This window comes from Huijunlia imazamoxiresistens (assembly GCF_037132455.1).
Taxonomy (GTDB): domain Bacteria; phylum Bacteroidota; class Bacteroidia; order Chitinophagales; family Chitinophagaceae; genus Flavisolibacter; species Flavisolibacter imazamoxiresistens.
Genome location: NZ_JBBBEI010000064.1, coordinates 1 through 5,063 on the forward strand (window position 1 = coordinate 1; position 5,063 = coordinate 5,063).

The 5,063-nt window shown below is 62.7% G+C and carries 2 protein-coding genes; both read left to right on the forward strand.

The window, feature by feature from the left end; all coding sequences use genetic code 11:
- Positions 1-1,395, forward strand: a 1,395-nt coding sequence (locus V9K67_RS26695) for a T9SS type A sorting domain-containing protein (protein WP_336728132.1), incomplete at its 5' end; no start/stop codon positions are given.
- A 339-nt stretch (positions 1,396-1,734) separates the two neighbouring features.
- Positions 1,735-5,063: beta strand repeat-containing protein (locus V9K67_RS26700; protein WP_414696822.1), on the forward strand; the 3,329-nt coding region annotated here is incomplete at its 3' end.

Below are 5,063 nucleotides of genomic sequence, written 5' to 3' on the forward strand. Positions count from 1 at the left end.
ATCATGAAAAACACGGCCGACAAGCCGCAGGCCAAGGTATGGTACCATGCCGGCAAATGGTGGAGCGTGCTGGCGGCGCCGGGCGGCACCAAGCTGTTCCGCCTCGACAGCACCACCTGGACCCCTACGCTGACGCTGTTGTCGTCGGAGATCGTCCATGCCGATTGCCGGGTAGTGGGCAACGTGGTCCATATCCTGCTGTTCGAGCCGGAAAACGACTCCTACCTGGTGTCGGTGGAATACGATGCCGGCACGGACAAATACAAGCTGTGGAGCCAGCGCACTTCGAAAGTGGAGCTGCCCTTTGGCTCCGGGGCCGAATCGGCCACGCTGGCCATCGACGGCGACGGCCGCATGTGGGTGGCCTCGGCAGCGAAAACCGATGTGAACGTACGCTGGAGCGATGCCCCCTATTCCAACTGGAGCGATACGTTCCGCATCGCGGAAGGCATTATGGACGACGACATCTGCGCCATCACCAACCTGAACGGCAAGATCGGCGTGCTGTGGTCGAACCAGAACACCCAGCGCTTCGGCTTTAAAACGCATAACAACGGGGATGACCCGCGCCAGTGGTCGGCCGACGAAGAGCCGGCCTCGGGCCAGGCCCAGAGCAGGGGCAACGGTTTTGGCGACGACCACATGAACATCCTCTGCGCCAGCGACGGCACCCTTTATTGCGCGGTGAAGACCTCCTACGACTCGCCGGGCTATGCGAAGATCTCGCTGCTCAAACGCACCCCTTCGGGCAGCTGGACCTTCTACCCGGTATCCTCCATCGAAGGCACCCGGGGCATCGCGGTGCTGAACGAAAAAGCGCAAAAGCTGCGGATCGTTTATTGTTCCAAGGAGGAAGGCGGCGACATCATTTACCGCGAAACTTCCCTGTCCAATATCTCCTTTGGGCTGCCCAAGACGCTGATCAGCGGCCGGTACCTGTTCAACGAGGCCACCAGCACCCACCAGCCCACCAACGGCGAAGTGGTGATCCTGGCCACCAACCAGGACCTTGATCCGAAGCAGGCCGTGGGCGTGCTGGCCCGCGATGAGGGCGCTGCGCCGCCCGCTACCGCCCCCGCCGGTCCTTCCGAACAGGAGGTGCTGACGACCCGGGCCGCAGCCCGGAACAGCTGGAATGCCTCGCTGGCGGCCTTTCCCAACCCCGCCTCGGGTCCTATCACCCTGAGCTTTACCCTGCCGCAGTCGGAAAAGTACCGCCTGGTGCTGTACGACAGCAAGGGCGCCCGGGTAGGGGTACTCGATAAAGGCCGGGCGGAAGCGGGGCGCACCACCACCTTCGGCTTCGATGCCGGTCGGCTGGCGGGCGGCCTGTACCTGGTGCGGCTGCAGACCGCTACCGGCAGCAAAACCGTGCAACTGATCGTGGAGAAATAACCAGTTGAGCCTATGCAGCTTACAGGGCGCCGGTCACCGGCGCCCTTTTTTTATGGGCGGTCGATGGGACCGCCTTTGGCCATATTAGAATGCAATTAGAATAGGGCCCGGAGACCTGCCGGTTATTGCACGGCTGCACGTGCTGGTTTACTTTTGAACTACAATTATTCTTTGCCGTACACCCGGCTTTCTCATTTCCTTACCGCATCCGTTTTACGACTACCTAAATCAGTGCTTTCCTGTTTCTTGTTGGCCTCCCGATGATCCCGCCCTTAGAAACTCCCTCATACATCCTGCCTTATGGTGTAAGATTTAAATCCTTTTAAAACCAGTAGCAGTATGAAAAGCCATTTCTACCTTTTCCTGTGCTCTTTGTTGCTCTCTTTAACCGTACCCGGCCAGGAAGTCCTCATGCCCTACAAAAGTTCCTGGAAGTACCTGGATAACGGTACCGACCAGGGCACGGCCTGGCGCACGGCTTCGTTCCCTGATGGCGGCTGGAAAAGCGGCACCGGCAAATTCGGTTACGGCGCCAGCGGCCTGTCCACCGCCATCAGCTACGGGCCCGGCTCGGGCAGTAAATTCATTACTACTTATTTCCGTAAAATCATTCACCTGGAGGATCCCGCCCGCTACGATTACCTGACCGGCCATGTGCAGTTCGACGACGGGGTGGCGGTATATGTCAACGGCACGGAAGTGTACCGCAAATATTTGCCTTCGGGGGCTGTGGGCTATCAAACCCTGGCCACTTCCTCCGCCAGTTCTTCCAAGAGCTTTACCATCAGCAAGAACCTCTTTGTGGCGGGCGACAATGTGCTGGCCGTGGAGGTGCACCAGAACAGCCCGGGCACCCCCGACATGGTTTTCGATATGAAGCTGGCGATGTATCCCGATGCCTCCGCGCCGAAGGTGGCCGGCATTACCCGCCAGTCGCCGGCAACGGCCACCACCAGTGCCGCTTCGGTCACCTGGCGGGTAGCTTTTACCGAAAAGGTGAGCGGGGTGGATGTTCCAGACTTTGCCGTCACCGCCACCAGCGGTGCACCGGGCGGGTCGGTGGCCTCCGTGGCGCCGGTGGGCGGCGACGGACTCGCTTATGACGTGAAGGTGAGCGGCATCAGCGGCACCGGCGCCCTCCGGCTCGACCTGAAGGCGGGCGGCACCGGCATCACCGACGTGGTGGGCAACCCCCTCAGCGGGGGCTATACTTCCGGGCAGGCCTATACGCTCGACCGCACCGCCCCGGCGGTGGTGAGCATCAACCGCCAGTCGCCCTCTGCCGCCTTCACCAATGCCACTTCCCTGGTATTCCGCGCCACCTTTTCCGAGGCCATGGCCGGCGTGGACGCGGCCGACTTTGCCCTGACCCGCATCGACGGCAGCGTCACCGGCGCCCCCGAGGCCGTCACGCCCGTGGGTACGGCGGGAACGGCCTTTGACGTGCGCGTGGCCGTGAACGGCTCGGGCAGCCTGCGGCTCGACCTGAAGGCGGGCGGCACCGGCATCACCGATGTGGCCGGCATGCCGCTCTCCGGCGGCTTCACCACGGGACAGACCATCCAGGTGGACCATACCCTTCCCTACGTGACCGGCATTACCCGCCTGACACCGCTGACGGAGCTGACCAAGGCCTCCACCCTGGTGTACCGCGTGGTATTTTCCGAAAAGGTAACCTCGGTGGGCGTGGCCGACTTCAGCCTGGTAGCCGTTTCCGGAACGGTGAAAGGAGAAATAGAGTCCGGCGATGTGGATAAGGTGGGCACCGATGGCACCACCTATGATGTAAAAGTATCCTCGGTCAGCGGCAGCGGCCAGCTGCGGCTCGACCTGAAAGCCAGCGGTACCGGAATCGTGGATGCGGCCAAAAACGCCTGCGGCGGCTACAGCACGGGACAGGCGTTCCTGGTGGATAAAGCCCCTCCGAAGGTGGGCAGCATTGCCCGCCTGGCCCCGGCAGTGACCAGCACCAACGGCAATTCGGTGGTGTACCGGGCCGTCTTTACCGAGGGCGTAAGGGGCGTGGATGCGGCCGACTTTTCGCTGACCACCGTCAGCGGCACCGCCAAAGGCGTGATCGCGGCGGATGCCGTGACCCTGGCCGGCGCCGACAGCACCACTTATGATGTAAAAATAACTTCGCTGACCGGCAACGGGCAATTGCGGCTGAACGTAAAAAGCAGCGGCACGGGCATCACCGATGTGGCGACCAATAAGTTGAGCGGCGGCTTTACCAACGGTGACAGCTATACGCTGGATATTGTTGCGCCCACGGTGGTGAGCGTAAACCGGCAATCGCCTTCGGCCACCACCAATGCCACGGACCTGACCTACCGGGTGGTGTTCTCCGAAGCGGTAACGGGACTGAAAAATACCGACTTCCTGTTGAACACGGTCAGCGGCACCACCACCGGTTCGATCCATGGAGTGGTAGCGGTAGGCACGGCCGGCACCACCTGGGACGTGACCGTGAGCAACGTATCGAATTCGGGTACGGTGCGGCTGGACGTGAAGACCAGCGGCACCGCTATAAAGGATATCGCCACCAACGGGCTGGCCGGGGGCTTTTCCACGGGCCAGACCTTCAACGTGGACCAGACCCGGCCGGTAGTGACGGGCATTGCCCGGCAAGCGCCGGTAGCCGAAACGACCAACACCACTGCGGTGACCTGGCGGGTGACGTTTTCCGAAAAAGTGAGCGGGGTGGACCTGTCCGATTTTGCGTTGAGCACCGTCAGCGGCGTGCGCACCGGCGCGCCGGGAACGGTGACGGCGGTAGGCACCAGCGGCACCACCTATGACGTGACCGCCACGGGCATCAGCTCGCACAGCACCGTGCGCCTGGACGTTGCCGCCACGGCCCTGCTGCAGGACGTGGTGGGCAATGCGCTGAGCGGCGGCTATGCCCTGGGCCCGTCCTACACCATCGATCCCCCGGCAACCGTGGTCAGCATCAGCCGCCAATTGCCTGCTGCCGAACAGACCAATGCCTCCTCCGTCACCTGGCGGGTAGCTTTTTCGGAGCCGGTGACCGGCGTCGACCGGGCCGACTTTACCCTTACCTTCCTGGGCGGCTCTTCCAGCGGCTCGCTGGCGGCCGAGGCCGTGGTGCCGGTGGGCGGCACCGGCTCGCTTTACGAGGTAACGGTGACCAATATCTCCACCACCGAAGTGATCCGCCTGGACCTAAAGTCCAGCGGCACCGGCATCACCGACTCCTATGGCAGCTCCCTGGCCGGCGGGTTTGCTGCCGGTGCCAGCTATGCCATCGACAAAACCGTTCCTGCCCTCACCGGCATCAACCGGCAGTTGCCCACGGCCAGCCTTACCAATGGTACTTCGGTCACCTGGCGGGTCACCTTCTCGGAGCCGGTGACCGGGGTGGATGCTGCGGATTTCCTGCTGTCGCCCCTGTCCGGCGCCACCACCGGTACACTGGCGGCTGGCGCCGTAGCGCCCTTTGGTACCGATGGTACCACCTATGACGTAACGGCAACGGCGCTGTCCGGTACCGGCAGCCTGCGGCTCGACTTGCGCAGCGGCACCAACGTCGCCGACCGGGTGGGCAATCCCCTGACCGGCGGCTATACTACGGGCCAGAGCTACCAGTTCGATTATACGGCGCCATCGCTGCTGACTTTTAACCGCTACAAGCCCACGGTCGAATC